The 551-nt window shown below is 47.0% G+C and carries 1 protein-coding gene; it reads right to left on the reverse strand.

Annotation, left to right across the window (positions count from 1 at the left end; genetic code table 11):
- The coding region (locus ABD814_RS13170; protein ID WP_486303630.1) for a transposase family protein at window positions 1-551 on the reverse strand (551 nt) is incomplete at both ends.

Below are 551 nucleotides of genomic sequence, written 5' to 3' on the forward strand. Positions count from 1 at the left end.
AACCCGCTCTGGGTACTTACCAGTACGTTCCCTATACCGCTCAATCGCTGGGATCAAGTCCTCTGATTCGTTAAAGGCATCAAACGAGAGTCGCTCAAGGCGAAGAAAGCCGTCGACTTGGCTGACGTCGAGCTTCGCACCGAATTCAGTAGACGCTTTAGCCTTTCCACGAACGATTGGCCGAAGATACGGCTGGTGGAAGCTAACGATTCGATTTGGAGTACGATGAGTCTTGTTCTGATACATGTCGTTCTGTTGTTCGTAGATTTGTTGAATCGTGTAAAAATCATCGGATTGATCCTTTGTCAGGACAGCTCCTTGTTCTTGAAATGTTTCAATGTAGCGCAGGTCACGAGCGATGTAGTTTAGTTGCTTGCGGATGGCGGCACGAATCACTTTTTTGGACTTCTTTTTCTTCTTGGCGATGGACAAATAATCTTTTCGAGCTTTGCGGCGATACATCCGCGGTTTGGTGAAGCCATAAGTTTCGCAGAATTCATCTACAATCTTCTCCGCATGAAGACGTGCATCGTTCAACAGGGCGATGTCTT

The sequence above is a fragment of the Amphibacillus indicireducens genome (genome assembly GCF_039539605.1).
GTDB classification, from domain to species: domain Bacteria; phylum Bacillota; class Bacilli; order Bacillales; family Amphibacillaceae; genus Amphibacillus; species Amphibacillus indicireducens.